At 68.7% G+C, this 17,983-nt stretch carries 17 protein-coding genes and 1 pseudogene; 7 read left to right on the top strand and 11 right to left on the bottom strand.

The window, feature by feature from the left end:
• Window positions 1-125: 125 nt before the first annotated feature.
• From B2J89_RS01975 to B2J89_RS01950, 6 genes are all read right to left on the bottom strand, one after another.
• Window positions 126-1,637, bottom strand: a complete 1,512-nt coding sequence (locus tag B2J89_RS01975; protein ID WP_169167555.1) for a tripartite tricarboxylate transporter permease — start codon at window positions 1,635-1,637, stop codon at window positions 126-128.
• 15 nt (window positions 1,638-1,652) lie between these two features.
• Window positions 1,653-2,141 carry a tripartite tricarboxylate transporter TctB family protein gene (locus tag B2J89_RS01970; RefSeq protein ID WP_169167554.1) on the bottom strand — a complete coding sequence of 163 codons (489 nt, stop codon included), beginning with the start codon at window positions 2,139-2,141 and terminating at the stop codon, window positions 1,653-1,655.
• A 114-nt stretch (window positions 2,142-2,255) separates the two neighbouring features.
• Window positions 2,256-4,049 carry a GspE/PulE family protein gene (locus B2J89_RS01965; protein WP_169167553.1) on the bottom strand — a complete coding sequence of 598 codons (1,794 nt, stop codon included), beginning with the start codon at window positions 4,047-4,049 and terminating at the stop codon, window positions 2,256-2,258.
• A gap of 34 nt (window positions 4,050-4,083) precedes the next feature.
• The gene (locus tag B2J89_RS01960; protein WP_169167552.1) at window positions 4,084-4,869 is read right to left on the bottom strand and encodes a spermidine synthase; all 786 of its coding nucleotides are present in this window, start codon (window positions 4,867-4,869) and stop codon (window positions 4,084-4,086) included.
• 11 nt (window positions 4,870-4,880) lie between these two features.
• The gene (locus tag B2J89_RS01955; RefSeq protein WP_169167551.1) at window positions 4,881-5,420 is read right to left on the bottom strand and encodes a DNA-deoxyinosine glycosylase; all 540 of its coding nucleotides are present in this window, start codon (window positions 5,418-5,420) and stop codon (window positions 4,881-4,883) included.
• A gap of 72 nt (window positions 5,421-5,492) precedes the next feature.
• Entirely contained in the window at window positions 5,493-6,344 is an 852-nt protein-coding gene (locus B2J89_RS01950; protein WP_169167550.1) for a TatD family hydrolase, read from the bottom strand.
• Window positions 6,345-6,460: 116 nt separating this feature from the next.
• Here B2J89_RS01950 and B2J89_RS01945 point away from each other — a divergent pair, with 116 nt between their 5' ends.
• The 5 genes from B2J89_RS01945 (at window position 6,461) to B2J89_RS01925 (ending at window position 10,867) form a co-directional block, all read left to right on the top strand.
• A complete protein-coding gene (locus tag B2J89_RS01945; RefSeq protein ID WP_169167549.1) occupies window positions 6,461-7,399 on the top strand; it encodes a S1C family serine protease in 939 nt (312 codons plus the stop codon).
• Between the two features lie 32 nt (window positions 7,400-7,431).
• On the top strand, window positions 7,432-8,448 hold the full coding sequence (locus B2J89_RS01940; protein ID WP_169167548.1) for a MoxR family ATPase: 1,017 nt from the start codon (window positions 7,432-7,434) through the stop codon (window positions 8,446-8,448).
• Window positions 8,429-9,445, top strand: coding sequence for a DUF58 domain-containing protein (locus B2J89_RS01935; protein WP_169167547.1), 1,017 nt, complete (start codon window positions 8,429-8,431; stop codon window positions 9,443-9,445). Before B2J89_RS01940 ends, B2J89_RS01935 begins: the two co-directional genes overlap by 20 nt.
• Before the next feature lie 30 nt (window positions 9,446-9,475).
• Window positions 9,476-10,522 carry a VWA domain-containing protein gene (locus tag B2J89_RS01930; RefSeq protein WP_169167546.1) on the top strand — a complete coding sequence of 349 codons (1,047 nt, stop codon included), beginning with the start codon at window positions 9,476-9,478 and terminating at the stop codon, window positions 10,520-10,522.
• Between the two features lie 72 nt (window positions 10,523-10,594).
• Entirely contained in the window at window positions 10,595-10,867 is a 273-nt protein-coding gene (locus B2J89_RS01925) for a hypothetical protein (protein WP_206041376.1), read from the top strand.
• Here the strand turns inward: B2J89_RS01925 and B2J89_RS22635 are convergent.
• The 5 genes and pseudogenes from B2J89_RS22635 to B2J89_RS01905 all read right to left on the bottom strand — a co-directional run.
• Window positions 10,795-11,062, bottom strand: a pseudogene (locus tag B2J89_RS22635) (TatD family hydrolase); the annotation flags it as partial. The gene B2J89_RS01925 and the pseudogene B2J89_RS22635 sit on opposite strands and share 73 nt — an antisense overlap.
• A gap of 49 nt (window positions 11,063-11,111) precedes the next feature.
• Window positions 11,112-12,992, bottom strand: a complete 1,881-nt coding sequence (locus B2J89_RS01920; RefSeq protein WP_169167545.1) for a potassium transporter Kup — start codon at window positions 12,990-12,992, stop codon at window positions 11,112-11,114.
• Window positions 12,993-13,066: 74 nt separating this feature from the next.
• On the bottom strand, window positions 13,067-13,399 hold the full coding sequence (locus tag B2J89_RS01915) for a multidrug efflux SMR transporter (RefSeq protein WP_169167544.1): 333 nt from the start codon (window positions 13,397-13,399) through the stop codon (window positions 13,067-13,069).
• A 5-nt stretch (window positions 13,400-13,404) separates the two neighbouring features.
• Window positions 13,405-14,151 carry a lipoprotein-releasing ABC transporter ATP-binding protein LolD gene (lolD, locus tag B2J89_RS01910; protein WP_169167543.1) on the bottom strand — a complete coding sequence of 249 codons (747 nt, stop codon included), beginning with the start codon at window positions 14,149-14,151 and terminating at the stop codon, window positions 13,405-13,407.
• Window positions 14,144-15,397: a lipoprotein-releasing ABC transporter permease subunit gene (locus B2J89_RS01905; RefSeq protein ID WP_169167542.1), complete on the bottom strand. Its 1,254-nt coding sequence runs from the start codon at window positions 15,395-15,397 to the stop codon at window positions 14,144-14,146. The genes lolD and B2J89_RS01905 overlap by 8 nt, the downstream gene beginning before the upstream one ends.
• A 35-nt stretch (window positions 15,398-15,432) precedes the next feature.
• Here B2J89_RS01905 and B2J89_RS01900 point away from each other — a divergent pair, with 35 nt between their 5' ends.
• Both B2J89_RS01900 and recJ read left to right on the top strand, forming a co-directional pair.
• Window positions 15,433-16,398, top strand: coding sequence for a phosphoglycerate mutase (locus tag B2J89_RS01900; protein WP_169167541.1), 966 nt, complete (start codon window positions 15,433-15,435; stop codon window positions 16,396-16,398).
• Window positions 16,395-17,983 (top strand): single-stranded-DNA-specific exonuclease RecJ (gene recJ / locus B2J89_RS01895; protein ID WP_169167540.1); only part of this gene is annotated, 1,589 nt, incomplete at its 3' end. The genes B2J89_RS01900 and recJ, both read left to right, overlap by 4 nt.

Below are 17,983 nucleotides of genomic sequence, written 5' to 3'. Positions count from 1 at the left end.
CCTGTAGAGCCCGCTATTGTGGCGGCGTTCTCCGGCCCCGCAGGCGAACCGAGCGCACCCGGCGCGGCAAAAAAAAACGGCACCCGAAGGTGCCGTTGTGTGTGCACGGGCCATGCCCGCCTGCGTCAGTCCTCGACGAAGGCTTCTTCGCGCTTGTTCTTCACTGCGGGCAGCAGCACGATGATCAGCAGGATCACGGCGGCCACCAGCATGCCGGCGGAGATCGGACGCGTCACGAAAACGCTCCAGTCACCACGCGAGAGCAGCAGCGCACGGCGCAGGTTCTCTTCCATCATTGGCCCCAGGATGAAGCCCAGCAGCAGCGGCGCAGGCTCAGTGCCGAGCTTGTGGAAGATGTAGCCCACCAGACCGAAGATGCCCACCAGCCACACGTCGAACGTGTTGTTGTTGGTGCCATACACCCCCACCGCGCAGAACAGCACGATGGACGGGAACAGCCAGCGGTAGGGCACCGTGAGCAGCTTGATCCAGATGCCGATCAGCGGCAGGTTCAGGATGATCAGCATCGCATTGCCGAGCCACATCGAGGCGATCAGGCCCCAGAACAGCTCGGGGTTGCTGGTCATCACCTGGGGGCCAGGCTGGATGTTGTGGATGGTCATCGCGCCCACCATCAGCGCCATCACGGCGTTGGGCGGAATGCCCAGCGTCAGCAGCGGGATGAAGGAGGTTTGCGCACCCGCGTTGTTGGCGGCTTCAGGCGCGGCCACACCGCGGATGTTGCCCTGGCCGAACGGCACCTCGCCGGCACGCAGCTTGGTCTTCTTCTCGATCGTGTAGGCGGCAAAAGCCGACAGCAGCGCACCGCCACCGGGCAGGATACCCAGGGCCGAGCCCAGCGCGGTGCCGCGCAGCACGGCGGGGATCATGCGCTTGAAGTCTTCCTTGGTCGGCATCAGGCCCTGCACCTTGGCGGTGAACACTTCGCGTTCGTCTTCGGGCTTGGACAGGTTGGCGATGATTTCGCCGTAGCCGAACACGCCCATGGCGATCACGACGAAGTTCAGTCCGTCGGTCAATTCAGGGATGTCGAAGCTGTAGCGGGCCACGCCCGAGTTCACGTCGGTGCCGACCAGGCCCAGCAGCAGGCCCAGCACGATCATGGCCACGGCCTTGAGCAGCGAGCCCGAGGCCAGCACCACGGCGCCGATCAGGCCCAGGGTCATCAGCGAGAAGTATTCGGCCGGGCCGAACTTGAAGGCGATTTCGGTCAGCGGCGGCGCAAAGGCCGCCAGGATCAGCGTGCCCACGCAACCGGCGAAGAACGAGCCCATGCCCGCTGCCGCCAGCGCCGGCCCCGCCCGGCCCTTGCGCGCCATCTGGTAGCCGTCGATCACGGTCACCACCGACGAGGATTCGCCCGGCAGGTTCACCAGGATGGCGGTGGTCGAGCCACCGTATTGCGCGCCGTAGTAGATACCAGCCAGCATGATCAGCGCGGCCACCGGGGGCAGCGCGTAGGTCGCGGGCAGCAGCATGGCGATGGTGGCTACCGGGCCGATGCCGGGCAGCACGCCGATCAGCGTGCCCAGCAGGCAGCCGATGAAGCAGTAGATGAGGTTCTGAAACGTGAAGGCGACGCCGAAGCCCATCGCCAAGTGATCAAACAATTCCATGGTCGGTACTCTCGCTTAACCCGAAATGAAGCTAGGCCACACGGGGAACTGCAATTTCAGTGCCCACACGAAAGCCACGTAACTACCAATCGCCAAAACGGTGGCGAGAACGAACACCGACTTGGCATGGAACTGGTCACCTGCCAGGCTGGCGATGAACGTCAGGCCGTAGATGGCGACGATCAGGCCCATGGCGGGAACACCGATGCTTGGCAAACCGGCCAACAGGATGCCGAAGGCGAAGTTGGAGGCCAGGATGAAGAAGATCTGCTTCCATGCCCACTTGCCCACCTTGTCGCCGTCCTCGGTTTCCACCACGGTCGCCTTGAAGGTGATGATCACCCCCAGGATGGCCAGCAGGATGCCCAGGATCAGCGGAAAGTAGCCGGGTCCCATGCGGGCGCCCGAGCCGACGTTATAGGTGGTGGCACCTATGGCAAAAGCCCCTCCGACGCCCATGAACATGAGGCCGGAAAAGAAGTCTTTTTGACTCTTGATTTTCACAAAAATGTCCCCCAGAAGGAAATCACAAGCGAACGATTTTGCGTTCGATTGGGGGCACTTTCGATGTGGATTCCACCTACAGGTGGTCTAAGCGTTTACCCTAGGAAACACCTCTTACTGGGGCGGCGGCGTGGCCGCAATGACCTCGTCGAGCGTGGTCAGCCCCTGCGCCACGCGCAGCGCGCCGGCCATGCGCAGCGGGCGCATGCCATCGTGCACGGCCTGGCGACGCAGCGCGTCGATCGACGGCTCGCGCGTGATGCCGTCCTTGAGCGCCTCGCTCACCGTGAGCAGTTCGTACAGCCCCATGCGGCCGCGGAACCCCGTCATGCGGCAGTCCACGCAGCCCACGGCCTTGAAGGGCCGGTATTCGCCGGAAAGCTTCCAGGGCTTGACGGCTTCGGCCAGCACCTGGGCCGAGGCCTCGGGGTCGGGCTGCTTGCACTGTTTGCACAGCGTGCGCACCAGGCGCTGCGCCAGCACGCCGAGCAGCGTCGCGTTGATCAGGTAGTTGGGTACGCCCAGCTCCATCAGCCGCGTGACGGCGCTGGGCGCGTCGTTGGTGTGCAGCGTCGAGAACACCAGGTGGCCGGTGAGCGCAGCCTGCACCGCCATCTCGGCCGTCGGCAGGTCTCGGATCTCGCCGACCATGATGATGTCGGGGTCCTGGCGCATGAGGGCGCGCACGCCCTCGGAGAAGCTGAAGTCGAGCTGCGGCTGCACCTGCGTCTGGTTGAAGCTCGGCTCGATCATCTCGATCGGGTCTTCGACGGTGCTGACGTTGACCTCTTCGGTTGCCACGCGCTTGAGCGTGGAGTACAGCGTGGTGGTCTTGCCCGAGCCCGTGGGCCCGGTCACCAAAATGATGCCGTGCGGGCGCGCGATAAGCGCCTCCCAGCGCTGCGAGTCGTGCGGCGAGAAGCCCAGCGCATCGAGGTCCTTGAGCGCCGTGTCGGGGTCGAAGATGCGCATCACCATCTTCTCGCCGAAGGCCGTGGGCAGCGTGGACAGGCGCATCTCCACCTCGTCGCCGCGCGGGTTGCGCGTCTTGATGCGGCCGTCCTGCGGCCGGCGCTTTTCGACCACGTCCATGCGCCCGAGCAGCTTGATGCGCGCCACCATGGCGCTCATCACGCCCATCGGCATCTGATAGACCGGGTGCAGCACGCCGTCGATGCGAAAGCGGATCACGCCCTGCTCGCGCCGGGGCTCGAGGTGGATGTCGCTGGCGCGCTGGTCGAACGCGTACTGCCACAGCCAGTCGACCACCTTGACGACACCCTGGTCGTTGGCGTCGAGCTGCTTGTGCGTCTTGCCGAGCTCGACAAGCTGCTCGAAGCTGCTCGCGCCGGCGCTGCCGCCGGCCTTTTGCGCTGCGCGCACGGACTTGGCGAGCGCAAAAAATTCCACCGTGTAGCGCTGGATGTCCTGTGGGTTGGCCAGCACGCGGCGCACCGGGCGGCGCGCCTGGCGCTCGACCTCGGCCACCCAGTCGGTGACGAAGGGCTCGGCCGTGGCCACCACCACCTCCTGCGCCGTGACCTGCACCGGCAGCACCTTGTGGCGCTCGGCGTAGCTGGCGCTCATGGTGTCGGCGACCTTGCCGACGTCCACCTTGAGCGGGTCTATGCGCAGGTAGGCCAGGCCGCAGCGCTGCGCGAGGTACTCGGTCAGCATCTCGGTATCGAGCGGCTTGCCGTCGCTGGCGCGCGCCATGGCCACGCTGGCCAGGCGCACCAGCGGGTGCTGGCGGCTCTCGGCCTGCGCGCAGCGCGCCACGGTGCGCTGCGCCTCCTCGGGGGCGATCACGCCGTCGGCGTGCAGCCAGTCGACGATGCGGCGCCAGTCCAGCGCCCCGGCAAAAGAAGGCGCAGCTGCAGCCTGCAGGGGAGCGTGGGCAGAGGTCATCGGAGGTCCGGAAAATGGAAGGGCCACCCCGGCATCAGCCGGCCACGGGCTTGAACACGCGCATCCACTTGGCGGCCGGCAGGTCCCAGCGTGCCTGGATGGCTTCGGCGCGCACCTGCAGCTCGGCGCGCTTGGGGTGCGTGGGCGTACGCTGCGCGAGCACCACGGTGTTGCCCTCGCGCGTGGGCTTGAAGGTCCAGAGCGCGTCTTCGCCAAACACGGTGGCCATCTTTTCGAGGCTCTCGCCGTAGCTCGCCGCGCGGCCAAACAGGTTCACCGTCATGGCGCCGTCGTCGCTGAGCAAGGCGCGGCAGTCGGCATAGAACTCTGCGCTGTCGAGCACCGGCGCGGCCGCGTTGTGGTCGTACAGGTCGACCGCCAGCGCATCGACCGTGCCGTGCCACATCGGATTGCGCACCTCCTGCGCGGCATCGGCCAGCACCACGCGCAGCGTGGGGCCGTCGGGCGGCAGCTTGAACCACGAGCGGCACACCGCCAGCACCTGCGGGTTCAGTTCGATGGCGGTGCTGCACATGCGCAGCTTCTTGTGGCAGAACTTGGTGATCGCGCCTGCGCCCAGGCCCAGCTGCATGGCATGGCGCTCGGCCACGCTGGCAGGCTCGACAAACAGCAGCCAGGCCATCATGCGCTGCACGTATTCGAGTTCGATCTCGAACGGCTCCTTGACGCGCATGGAGCCCTGGATCCAGGGCGTGCCCAGGTGCAGGTGGCGCACCTCGCCGTCGTCGGAGACGGTGACTTCGGGCAGTTCGGCGGGGTCGGAAGAAGGGGAGGAAGAAATTTTTTTGCTGCGGGCCATTCGTTCTCGATTCAAAGCAGTCCGTGCGCCGCCATGACCTCGGCCCAGGCCTGGCGCTTGCGCTCGAAGCTCCACGATGCATTCGCGGGGCTGGTGGAAGGGAGCTTGTACACCGGCACGCCCAGCGCCGCCGTGGCGCGCGCGTGCTTGAAGCTCTCGCCGCCATTGTGGGCGATGGCCGCCAGGCGCGGGCAGCGCACGCGCAATGCGGCGAAATCGTTGACCTCGGCATGGCGGATCTGCGCATCGAGGCTGCCTTCGCGCTCGCAGGCGCCGTACACATCCCACAGGCCCAGGCCGCGTGCCAGCAGCCAGCCGCAGCGACCGGAGTAATCGGCGCGGCCGGGCATCGGGTGCTGGGGCCACAGCGCCTGCAGGATGCACCAGAAATGGTTTTGCGGATGCCCGTAGTACTGCTGCGCGCGCAGCGAGGCCGCGCCCGGAAAGCTGCCCAGCACCAGCAGCACGGTGCCGGCACCGACCACGGGCGCGAGGCCCACCAGCCGGGACGCAGCAGCGGGCGCCGCAGGAGCGGAAGCGGAAAAAGTCATGGAGCGTGGCCTTTTTTACGGATGGGCTGGACCGAGGAAACTACATTATTCATAGCTACAAGCGCTTTCCCATCATGCGTTAGAGGCACTTTTCACCGATATTTCAAACCGCCCCTGCAAGCGCGGCAGCGCCGCCAGCGCATTGGCGCCGGTCTGCTGCGCCAGCGCAGCCAATGGCATGCCGCGCAAGCCGGCCAGTTGCTGCGCGATGCGCGGCAGCTCGGCCGGGGCGTTGCGGCCCTGGGGCGCGCCAAAGGCGCGCTCGGCGGCGGTGCGGTAGATCCAGTGCGGCGGCATGTCGGGCGAGTCGGTCTCGAGCACCAGCGCTTCGGGCGGCAGCTCGGTGGCCAGGCGGCGCAGCTGCAGCGCGCGCTCGAACGTCAATGCGCCGCCAAAGCCGAGCTTGAAGCCGAGCGCAATGAAGGCGCGCGCCTGCTGCAGGCTGCCGTTGAAGGCGTGCGCAATGCCGCCCTGCACCGGCACCTCGCGCAGGCCCTTGAGCAGCCGGTCTGCCGAGCGGCGCACGTGCAGGACCACCGGCAGATCGAAGCGCCGCGCCAGCTGCAGCTGGGCGCGGTAAAAGCGCTCCTGGCGCGCAGGATCGAGGCCTTTGACAAAGTAGTCCAGGCCCATCTCACCGATGGCAACGAGACGCGGGTCCGCGCGGTGCTGCTGCAGCTCCTGCGCCAGGCGCTCCAGATCGTCTTCGGCGGCGGTGCCCGTACACAGCGGGTGGATGCCCAGCGCATAGCTGTCACCGTGCCGGTTCGCTAGCTCCCGCACGGCGGCCCAGTTACCGGGCGCCACCGCCGGAATCACGCAGTGCACCACGCCACGGTCACGGGCCTGCTGGCGCACCACGTCGCGGTCGGCGTCGAACTCGGGGGCGTCCAGGTGGCAATGGGTGTCGATCCAGGCGGTCATTCGGCCATGATGCACGAGAACGCGGTCTCTCCCGCCCCGGGGAATGCATCCGGCTGCAATACGTGCTAACGTGAAAACCATACGCTCGTTCGCGGCGCAGTAGAAAAGGTGACAGGATGCCTCGGCCCGCCCTCTACAGCAATTCCCGCGCCGCCCGCCGCCCTGTGGCGCACGACGCGGCCGCAGCGGATGCTGCGCCCGCCGCGGAGCCGGCCGCCGCTGAAGGCGACAACGCGCCGCAAGCGGTTTCTCCCGCCCCGTCAGCACTGTCGCGCCGCCACGCGCGGGCACTGTGGTCCATGATCGCCGTGCTGTGCGTGCTTTTGGCGGCCAGTCTGGGGCTGCAGCAGCGGCCGGCGCCCCAACGGATCACGCAAAAGGACATCGACGCCGCCGTTTTGCGCACCCTGGAGACCACCACCCCGCCCTCGGCCGCGGCCCGGGCCGTCGACGCGATCGCACCCTCGGTGGTCCGGGTCGTCGGCTATCGCATCTCGGGCAATGGCAAGGAGGAAGTGGGGCGCAGCGTGGGCACCGGCGTCGTCATCGTCGACAAGGGCATCATCCTGACCAATCTGCACGTGGTGCTGGGTGCAGACCGCATCGTGGTGACCTTTCACGACGGCCTGGAAACCGCCGCCAGCATCACCGGCGCCCAGCCCGAGAACGACCTGGCGGTGCTCCAGGCGCACAAGGTGCCCGACGACCTGGCCGCCGCCCCGCTGCGCTCCACCCAGGATCTGCGCCCTGGCGACCATGTGGTGGCGGTAGGCTTCCCGTTCGGCATCGGCCCATCGGCCTCTGCCGGCGTGGTCTCGGGTCTGCAGCGCGAATTCACCTCACCCGAAGGCAACCGACAGCTCAGCAACCTGATCCAGTTCGACGCCGCGGTCAACCCCGGCAATTCGGGCGGTCCGCTGGTCACGCTCGATGGCGCGGTGGTCGGCATCGTCACCGCCATCCTCAACCCGACGCCGGCGCGGACCTTCATCGGCATCGGTTTCGCCGTACCCATCGAGCACGCAGCGTCGGCCGTGGGCATGCCGCCGTTCTGATCCCCTTCGACCGACCTTGACCGAGGAGCACCATGGAATTCATCCCATCGCCCAACACAACGAATGCCGCCACCGCCACCTTGATGGAACAGGTGCTCTACGAGGTCAAGCGGGTGGTGGTCGGACAGGACCGTTTCCTGGAACGCGTCATGGTGGCGATGCTCGCCCAGGGCCACCTGCTGGTCGAGGGCGTGCCCGGCCTGGCCAAGACTCTGACCGTGAAGACGCTGGCCTCCACCATCCAGGGCAGCTTCAAGCGCATTCAGTTCACGCCCGACCTGGTGCCCGCCGACCTGGTCGGAACGCGCATGTACAACCAGCGGACGGGCGAATTCAGCACCGCGCTCGGGCCCGTGTTCACGCACCTGCTGCTGGCCGATGAGATCAACCGGGCACCGGCCAAGGTGCAAAGCGCCCTGCTGGAAGTGATGCAGGAGCGCCAGGTCACGATTGCCGGCGAGACCCACCGCGTGCCCGAGCCCTTCCTCGTCATGGCAACGCAAAACCCCATCGAGACCGAGGGCACCTACGCCCTGCCCGAGGCCCAGGTGGACCGCTTCATGATGAAGGTGCTGCTGGACTACCCGAGCGAAGAAGAAGAATTCGTGATCGCCCAGCGCGCGCTCGAGTTGCCGGTGCAGGTGCTGCCGGTGGCCACCACCGCGCAGCTGGCGGCACTGCAGGCCGAGTGCCGCATGGTGTATGTCGACCCTTCCCTGCTGCAGTACGCCGTGAAGCTGGTGGCTGCCACGCGCGTGCCGGCAAAGCACGGCCTCAAGGACCTGGCGAACTACATCAGCTGCGGCGCCAGCCCCCGCGCCACCATTGCCCTGGCCGAGGGCGCCCAGGCGCTGGCCATGCTGCGCGGGCGCAACTATGTACTGCCCGAGGACATGTCCGATCTGGCCGCCGATGTGCTGCGCCACCGTGTCTCGCTGTCGTACGAGGCGCTGTCCGAAGGCCTGGATGCCGACGCCCTGGTCCGGCGCATCATGGCCAAGACCCCGGCGCCCGCGCGCCCGCTGCACCATGAGCAAAAAGCCGCCTGAACCCGCCAGCGCCGCTGTGGATACCTTGCCTACGCTGCCTGGCAAGGCAGACCGCCTGCTGCGCGAGCTCGAGTGGAAAGTCATCCGGCGCCTGGACGGTCTGCTGCAGGGCGACTACCGCACGCTGATGCGCGGCAGCGGCCTGGACCTGGCCGATCTGCGCGAATACCAGCCCCACGATGAGGTGCGCCACATCGACTGGAACGTCACGGCACGCCTGAATGCGCCCCATGTGCGGGTGTTCATGGAAGACCGCGAGATGACGGCCTGGTTCCTGCTGGATCTGAGCCCTTCCATCAACTTCGGCCCCCAGGGCCATGCCAAGCGCGACATCCTCACCGGCTTCGTGGCCGTGCTGGCGCGCCTGCTCACGCGCCACGGCAACCGGGTCGGCGCCATGCTGTACGGCGGCTCCAGCCACCAGGGCGAGCGCGCAGTGGACGCCGTGCTGCCCCCGCGCAGCAGCCGCGCCCATGTGCTGCACCTGGTGCACCTGCTGCTCGCTCCCGAGGCGGCCCCGGCGGACGCAGGTGCCGCCACCGAGCTGCACCGGTTGCTGCAGACCGGTGTTGCCAACCTGCGCCGCCGCGCCACGGTGTTCGTGGTGTCCGACTTCATCAGCGCTCCCGGCTGGGAGAAGCCCCTGGCCGAGCTTGCGCAGCGCCACGACGTGGTGGCGCTGCGGCTGCTGGATCCGCTGGAGCTCACCTTGCCCGACCTCGGCCTCATCACCCTGCGCGATGCCGAAAGTGGCGAGCAGCTGCACGTCGATACGCACGACACCGCTTTTCGCCGCCGCTTTGCCCGGCTGGCCGCCGAGCGCGAAGCGGCGCTGCGCGAAGGCCTGGCGCGCGCCGGCGCCGATACGCTCGAGCTGTGCACCGACGACGACCTGGTCGACGCACTGCTGCGTTTCATGGACCTGCGCCGGCACCGCGTCCGGGCGCCGCGCAGCGGCACGCCGCTGGCAGCCGCGCCCGTGGCCAGCGCGGCCTGACCCACGCCACCGCCATCTAGGACCCGCACCATGGTTTTCCTCTGGCCCACCCTGCTCTGGTTGCTGCTGCTCGCGCCGCTCCTGGTGCTGCTGTACTGGTGGTTGCTGCACCGGCGCAAGAAAAATGCCGTGAGCTACTCCAGCCTGTCGCTGGTGCGCGAGGCGCTCGGGCCCGGCCAGCGCCTGCGGCGCCACATCCCGCCGGCCCTGTTCCTGCTGGCGCTGATCGCCCTGCTGCTGGCAGCCGCCCGGCCTCTGGCCGTGATCACCCTGCCTTCGCAGGAACAGACCATCATGCTGGCCATGGACGTCTCAGGCAGCATGCGCGCCACCGACGTGGAGCCCGACCGCATCACCGCCGCCCAGAACGCCGCCAAGGCGTTCATTGCCGAGCTGCCACGCCACGTGCGCGTGGGCATCGTCGCCTTTGCCGGCAGCGCCCAACTGGCGCAGCTGCCCACGCAAAGCCGCGAGGACCTGGTCAAGGCCATCGACAGCTTTCAGCTGCAGCGCGGCACGGCCACGGGCAACGGCATCATGCTTTCCCTGGCCACCCTCTTTCCCGACGCCGGCATCGACATTTCGGCCCTGGGGGGCCAGCAGGCCATGCGGGCCCGGCCCATCAACGAGATTGACAAGCCGCAGGACCCCGCCAAGTCCTTCAAACCGGTGCCACCGGGGTCCTACAACTCGGCCGCCATCATCATGCTGACCGACGGCCAGCGCACCACCGGCGTGGATCCGCTGGAAGCCGCCAAGTGGGCCGCCGACCGGGGCGTGCGCGTGTACACCGTGGGCGTGGGCACGCTGCAGGGCGAAACCATCGGCTTCGAAGGCTGGTCGATGCGCGTGCGGCTCGATGAGGAAACCCTCAAGGCCGTGGCGGCGCGCACCAATGCCGATTACTTTCATGCGGCCTCGGCCGACGATCTCAAGAAGGTCTATGCCACCCTGAGCTCGCGCTTGACGGTTGAGAAGAAGGAAACGGAAATCTCCTCCCTGCTAGCACTCGCGGGTGCGGCGCTGGCCCTGCTGGCGGCAGCACTTTCGGTGTGGTGGTACGGGAGGGTGATGTAGGCCCCGGGCAGCGCAGACGCAAGCGTCGCGCCGGTCCAGAAGCGGCGTGGCGTGAACCCAAAGGAGACTGTGATGCGTTCTCTGACCAAAGCGTCAGCGCTGGTGCTGCTCACCCTCGCGGCCGGCATCGCGCTGGCCCATAGCTGCCCCAACGAAATGAAGGCCATCGACACCAAGCTGGCGGCCAACCCGACGCTGATCGCCGACAACGCAGCCAAGGTCAAGCAGTTGCGCGCGGACGGCGAAGTCCAGCACAAGGCCGGCAAGCACGACGGATCGTTGTGGTGGGCCTGCAGCACCTGCGCGAGCGCGGCCACGTCGCCATCGCCCGCGCGGCCCGTGTAGAGCGGATAGATGCCAATCGCATAGCTGTCGCCATGGCGCTGCGCGAGCTGGCGCACGGCCTGCGCATGGGCCAGCTCGACGCCCGGAATCACCAGGTGCTGCACGTCCTGCGCGCGCCTGCGCGCGCACCGCATCCACATCGTGCGCGAACTCGGGCGCATCGAGGTGGCAATGGGTGTCGATCCAGCACGGCATGGCGGCGATCATGCCGCAACGCGCGGGCGGCGTGCGGTGCGGTGGGCCTTCAAAGCTGCACGCGCGAGCCCAGTTCGATGACGCAGTTGTTGGGCAGCCGGAAATAGTCGGCCGCGCTCCCGGCGTTGCGCGACATGGCGGCAAACATGCGGCTGCGCCAAGGCGTCATGGCGGCACCGCCCGTCGGCACCACTAGTTCGCGGCTGAGGAAGTACGACACCTGGAAGGGGTCCAGGTCCAGTCCCTGGCCGTGGCACAGCGCCAGCGCGGCCGGAATGTCGGGCTCATCCTTGAAGCCGTAGTCCACCTGCACCTGCCAGAAGCCGCCCGGCAGGGCGGTGACGTGCACGCGCTGCTCGGCCGGCACCCAGGGCTCTTCCAGAAAACGCACCTTCAGCACCACGTTGCGCACATGCAGCACCTGGTAGTGCTTGAGGTTGTGCAGCAGCGCTGGTGGCACCATGTCGGGATGAGCCGTGGGGTAGATGGCTGTGCGCTCAGAGCGCGGCAGCGCGCCCTCGCTGGCCAGCGACGCGATGAAGGGCTGCAACTCCAGCGCTTCGGCGCGGATCTGTTCGGCCAGGCATTCGCGCCCGCGCCGCCACGTCGCCATCACGGCGAACAGCGCCAGCCCCAGCGTGAGCGGAAACCAGCCACCTTGCATGAACTTGAGCGCGCAGGAAACGACCAGCACCGCATCCACGACCAGAAACAGGCCGGTTGCGGCCAGCGCCACCGGCAGCGGATAGTGCCAGGCATGGCGCACGACGAAGAAGGTCAACACGGTGGTGATGAACATCGTGACCGTGACCGCAATCCCGTAGGCCGATGCCAGGGCCGACGAGCTGCCGAAGCCGAACACCGCCAGCAGCACGGCGACAAGCAACACCCAGTTGACGGTCGGCAGGTAGATCTGCCCCATGGCCTGCGCCGAAGTGAACTGCACGCGCATCCGCGGCAACAACCCCAGTTGGATGGCCTCCTTGGTGAGCGAGAACGCGCCCGAGATCACGGCCTGCGACGCGATCACCGAAGCGAAGGTCGCCAGCAGCACGGTGGGCAACAGCCAGGCGTCGGGGAAGAGGTGGAAGAAAGGGTTCTCCAGCGCCGCCGGGTCGCGCATCAGCAAGGCGCCCTGGCCCAGGTAGTTGAGCGCCAGCGCCGGCAGCACCAGGGCCGTCCAGGCCAGCCGGATCGGGCGCTTGCCAAAATGCCCCATGTCGGCATAGAGCGCCTCGGCGCCGGTCAGCGCCAGCACGATCGAGCCCATGACCACGAACAGCTCCCAGCCGCGCGCCTGCAGGAAGCGCACGCCGTGCACCGGGTTCAGCGCGGCCAGAATCTCCGGCATCTGGGTAATCTGCAGGCCCCCGGTGACCGCGAGCACGCCGAACCACACCAGCATCACCGGCCCGAACAGCGCCCCCACGGTCGCCGTGCCGCGGCGTTGTACTACGAACAGGGCGACCAGCACCACCGCGGAGATCGGCAGCACATAGGCCTTGAAGGCCGGCGTCGCGATCTGCAGCCCTTCGACCGCACCGAGCACCGAGATCGCCGGCGTGATGACGCTGTCGCCATAGAAGAGCGCGGCGCCGAAAACGCCCGTCAGCAGCAGCGCGCGCCGGCGCTGTGCTGTGCTGCCGGCAGCGCGCGCTGCCAGCGCGGTCAAGGCCATGATGCCGCCTTCGCCGCGGTTGTCGGCGCGCAGGATGAGCACCACGTACTTCAGCGTCACCACCAGCATCAGCATCCAGAAAATGACCGAGACGGCGCCGATGATGTCGGTGGCGTCCAGCCGCACGCCATTGGCCGGATTGAGCACCTCTTTCATGGTGTAGAGCGGGCTGGTGCCGATGTCGCCATAGACCACGCCCAGCGCCCCGAGGGTGAGCAGGCCTTGGCCCTGTCGCTGCTGGTGGGGTTGCATGTGGGCAATCGGTGGCGTAAGTCCCTGATCGTCTCGGGAATGGCCTCCAGGGTCAAGGCAGCCGCGCTTTTTTGTCAGTGCGCGGCGGTCTTGGAAAACAGCTGGATCACGGCGACGCCGGCCACGATCAGCGCCATGCCCAGCAGCGCCGGCGCGTCCACGCTCTGGCGGTACAGAACGAAGCCCGCCACCGTGACCAGCACGATGCCCAGGCCCGACCAGATGGCGTAGGCCACGCCCACGGGCACGGTCTGCAGCGTGAGCGAGAGGCAATAGAACGCCGTGCCATAGCCCGCCACCACGATGGCCGACGGCCCGAGGCGGGTGAACCCCGCGCTGGCCTTGAGCGCCGAGGTGGCGACCACCTCGGCCACGATGGCGATGCCCAGCGCGAGGTAGGCGTGCATGGCGCTTACCCCCGGGCGGCCTGCACCAGGCGGCCTGCCTCCAGGCGCAGCTGCCGGTCGCAGCGCGCGGCCAGCGTCTCGTCGTGCGTCACCATCACAAACGCCGTGCCCTGCTCGCGCGCCAGCGCCAGCATGTGCTGGAACACACCTTCGGCGGTGCTGCGGTCGAGGTTGCCGGTGGGCTCGTCGGCCAGCACGCAGGCGGGCTGCGTGACCAGCGCGCGCGCAATCGCCACGCGCTGGCGCTCGCCGCCCGAGAGCTCGGCCGGGCGGTGGTGCACGCGCTCGGTCAGGCCGACATGGGCCAGCATCTGCGCGGCCTGGCGCGTGCATTCGGCGTACGGCAGGCGGCGGATGCGCAGCGGCATGGCGACGTTGTCGAGCGCGCTGAACTCGGGCAGCAGGTGGTGGAACTGGTAGACAAAGCCCAGGTGCTGGTTGCGCAGCACGCCCTGCTGCGCGGCCGAGCGCTGCGCCAGGTTCTGCCCCAGCAGCTCCACGCTGCCGGCCGTGGGCGCATCGAGCGCGCCCAGCAGGTGCAACAGCGTGCTTTTGCCCGAGCCCGAGGCGCCGACGATGGCCAGCGTCTCGCCCGCGTAGACATCGAGGTCCACGCCGTGCAGCACCGTCACGTCCAGGCGCCCTTCGGTGAATCGCTTGGTCAGGCCGCGCGCCTGCAGCACCACTTTTTTGTTGGCGTCATTTTGGGCTTGAGCGCTGATTGGACGGGCACTGACAGCTACATTATTCATAGCGAAGGGCCTCCGCGGGGTTGACGCGGCTGGCGCGCCAGCTCGGGTACAGCGTGGCCAAAAAGGACAGCACCAGGGAAATGATGGCGATCGGCGCGATGTCGCTGGACTGCGGGTCGCTGGGCATTTTGCTGATCAGGTAGATGTCCTTGGGCAGGAAGCTGGCGTTGAGCAGATGCTCGATCGCCGGCACGATCACGTCGATGTTGACCGCGATCGCCAGGCCCAGCAGCAGCCCGCTGAGTGTGCCAATCACGCCCACCATCGCGCCCTGCACGACAAAGATGCCCATGATGCTCTGCGGGCTCGCGCCCAGCGTGCGCAGGATGGCGATGTCGGCGCGCTTGTCGGTGACGGTCATGACCAGCGTGGAGACGAGGTTGAACGCGGCCACGGCCACGATCAGCGTGAGGATGATGAACATCATGCGTTTTTCGAGCTCGACGGCGGCGAACCAGGTCTTGTTCTGCTGCGTCCAGTCGCGGATCAGCAGGTCGCCGCTGAGGCTGCCGGCCAGCTCGTAGGCGACGGCGCGCGCCTGGTGCAGGTCCTTGAGCTTGAGGCGGATGCCCGTCGGGCCTTCGAGGCGGAAGATGCGCTGCGCATCGTCGTGGTGCAGCAGCACCAGGGCCGAGTCGTATTCGTAGTGGCCCGAGTCAAAGGTACCGGCCACCGTCATCTGCTTGAGGCGCGGCACGACGCCGGCGGGCGTGACCTGGCCGCTGGGCGCGATCAGCGTCACGGCGTCGCCGGTGCGCACGCCCAGTGCGCGCGCGAGCTCGACACCGAGCACCACGCGGAATTCGCCGGGCACCAGCTGCGCGACCGCGGCGGCGTTGGCGGAGGCGAGTTCGGTCACCTCGGCCTCGTGCGCCGGGTCGATGCCGCGCACCAGCACGCCCTTCATGTCCTCGCCGCGCGCCAGCAGCGCCTGCGCGGCTACGAACGGCGCCGCGCCCACCACCTGCGGGTTGCGCCGGGCCTCGGCCATCGTGCGCGCCATGTCGGGCAGCGCCGCTCCGCCAGGCGCAAAGATCTCGATGTGCGAGACCACGCTGAGCATGCGGTCGCGCACTTCTTTCTGGAAACCGTTCATCACGCTCAGCACGATGATGAGCGCCGCCACGCCAAGCGCAATGCCCAGCATGGAGACGCCCGAGATGAAGGAGATGAAACCATTGCGCCGTGTGGCGCGCCCGGCCCGCGTGTAGCGCCAGCCCAGGGCGAGTTCGTAGGGAATTTGCATGTGCCCGCGATTGTGGCATCCCGCAAAATACCGCCATGTCGGACACCACCCATTTGCTCGTGCCCTATGCGGCGCTCCACTCACCGGCCGGCCAGCAGGCGCTGGCCGGCCTGGCCCTGCCCCAGCTCGACCGGCTGCTGGCCCGCCTGACGCCTCTGGCCAGCGACCTGGACGACGAAGAAAATCCCGCCACCCCGCACGAGCGCGCCCTGGCGCGCGCCAGCGGCCTGCCCGATGCCGGCGGTCTCATTCCCTGGGCGGCCTGGCATGTGCGCGGGCTGGGCGCGGACGCTCCGGCGGCCCCGCACGATGCCGCCTGGGCCTTCGTCACGCCATGCCACTGGCAGGTGCGCACCGACCATGTCACGCTCGAAGACCCGGCCCGCCTGGGGCTCGACGAGGCCGCCTCGCGCGCGCTGCTGGACGTGGTGGCACCGTGGTTTGCCGAGGACGGCATCGCGCTGCACTACGACCAGCCCACGCGCTGGCTCGCGCACGGCGCGGTGTTCGCGGGCCTGGCGAGCGCCTCGCTCGAGCGCGTGCTGCACCGCGATGTGCGCGCCTGGATGCCCGCCAGCGCGCAGGCCGCCGGCCTGCGCCGCCTGCACAGCGAAGTGCAGATGCTGCTCTACACCCACGCCTTCAACGCCGAGCGCGAAGCGCGCGGCCTGCCCCCGGTGAACGCGTTCTGGGTGCACGGCACGGGCGGGCTGCCGGCCGGTGCGCCCGCTGCCCCCGCTGCGGCGCCCACGCTGGAGCTGTCGCTGCGCGGCCCCGCGCTGCGCGAAGACTGGGACGCCTGGGCCGGCGCCTGGCAGCAGCTTGACGCCGGCCCGATCGCCCAGCTCGGCGCCTATGTGGCGCGCGGCGGCGCGGCGCAGCTCACGCTGTGCGGCGAGCGCGGCGCGCTGTCGTGGCACTCAGCGCCGCGCAGCCTGCGGCAAAAGGTTTCAAGCATTTTCAGCCCCCAGCGCTTTGCCAGCGTGCGCGAGCAGCTATGAAGATAGTAGCGAGAGACATCCCCCCGCGCGCCGCGTGGGCGCTTGAGCAGGCCGGCGTGCACCCGCTGCTCGCGCGCCTGTACGCGGCGCGCGGCGTCACGGCCAAGGACGAGCTCGACGATGGCCTCGCGCGCCTGCTGCCACCCGCGGGCCTCAAGGGCATCGCCGACGCCGCGCGGCTGCTGGCCGACGCCATTGCGCAGCAGCAGCGGCTGTGCATCGTCGCCGACTACGACTGCGACGGCGCCACCGCCTGCGCCGTGGCCGTGCGCGGCCTGCGCCTGCTGGGCGCGCAGCACGTCGACTACCTCGTGCCCGACCGCGTGAACGACGGCTACGGCCTCACCGCCCCGATCGCCCGGCGCGTCAAGGAACGCGGCGCCGACCTGCTGGTCACCGTCGACAACGGCATCGCCAGCGTGGACGGCGTGGCCGAGGCCAAGGCGCTGGGCCTCTCCGTGCTCGTGACCGACCACCACCTGCCGGGCGCGCAGCTGCCCGCCGCCGACGCCATCGTCAACCCCAACCAGCCGGGGTGCGACTTCGAGAGCAAAAGCATGGCCGGCGTGGGCGTGATGTTTTACGTGCTGTTGGCGCTGCGCTCCGAGCTGCGCGCGCGCGGCGTCTTCGATGCCGCGAGCCAGCCCAGGCTCGACCCGCTGCTGCCGCTGGTGGCGCTGGGCACGGTGGCCGACGTGGTGCGCCTGGACGCCAACAACCGCCGCCTCGTCGCCCAGGGCCTGCGCCGCATCCGCGCCGGGCACATGCCCGCGGGCGTGGCCGCGCTGTTCACGGCGGCGGGGCGCAAGGCGGCGGCGGCGACCACCTTCGACTTCGGCTTTGCCCTGGGCCCGCGCATCAACGCCGCCGGGCGCCTGGCCGACATGACCATCGGCATCGAATGCCTGCTGACCGACGACGCAGGGCGCGCGGGCGAACTGGCGCGCACGCTCGACGCGATCAACCGCGAGCGCCGCGAGATCGAGGGCGGCATGCGCGAGCAGGCGCTGCTGATGGCCGAGAGCCTGTTTGCCGAGGGCGAGGCGCCGCCGCCTGCCATCAGCGTGTTCGACCCCGGCTTCCACGAGGGCGTGGTCGGCATCGTGGCCTCGCGCATCAAGGACAAATTGCACCGCCCGGCTTTTGTGTTCGCCGCCAGCAGCGCGAGCGGCCGGGGGCACGAGCTCAAGGGCTCGGGCCGCTCGATTGCCGGCTTCCATCTGCGCGATGCGCTCGACCTGGTGGCCAAGCGCCACCCGGGCGTGCTGCTCAAGTTTGGCGGCCACGCCATGGCCGCTGGCTGCACCGTGCCCGCCGACCAGTTCGAGGTCTTCGAGCAGGCGCTGGCGCAGGTCGCGCACGAATGGCTGGACGCCGCGACGCTGACGCGCCGGATCGACACGGACGGTCCGCTCGCGCCCGAATACTGCCGCGCCGACATGGTGGACACGCTGCACCGCGAAGTCTGGGGCCAGGGCTTTGCGCCGCCCACGTTCAGCGAGGAAGTCGAGGTGCTCTCGCAGCGCCTGGTGGGCGAAGGCCGCAACCACCTCTCACTCAAGCTGCTGCACCAGGGCGCTCCGGT

The sequence above is a fragment of the Acidovorax sp. SRB_24 genome (assembly GCF_012931925.1).
Note: the sequence above shows the minus strand (reverse complement) of the source record. Positions and strands in the feature narration are given on the sequence as shown.